This window comes from Vreelandella aquamarina, assembly GCF_020075495.1.
GTDB lineage: Bacteria > Pseudomonadota > Gammaproteobacteria > Pseudomonadales > Halomonadaceae > Vreelandella > Vreelandella aquamarina_A.
Genome location: NZ_JABYQT010000045.1, coordinates 1 through 315, shown reverse-complemented (window position 1 = coordinate 315; position 315 = coordinate 1). Strand labels below are relative to the sequence as shown.

Genomic DNA, 315 nt, shown 5'->3' with positions numbered 1-315 from the left:
AGCGCAGTGCCGCGTTGTCGCCGTCCGGGTCGTTGCCCTGGCTGGTCGCCACTTGCTGGCCGGCTTCGGCCGCGCCCTGGATGGCGTCATAAGTGCTGGTCACCTCGACGGTGGGCAGCAAGGCGCTGTCACCCACGGTGGCGTCGCCACGTGCGGTCAGGCCGTCTTCGTCCGTTACCGTGACATTGACCGCCGGCAGGTTGCCGCCGCCGTTGACGTGGGCCGCACCTGCGTCGGTCAGGGTGACCGTGCCGGTGATCGCGTCGATGGCGTAGTAGCCGTCGGCGTTGCTGCCCTCGGTCAGGCTGTAGCGCA

The 315-nt window shown here is 69.5% G+C and carries 1 protein-coding gene; it reads right to left on the bottom strand.

Going from position 1 to position 315, the window contains the following annotated elements; genetic code table 11:
• The coding region (locus HW452_RS17405; RefSeq protein ID WP_224107347.1) for a hypothetical protein at positions 1 to 315 on the bottom strand (315 nt) is incomplete at both ends.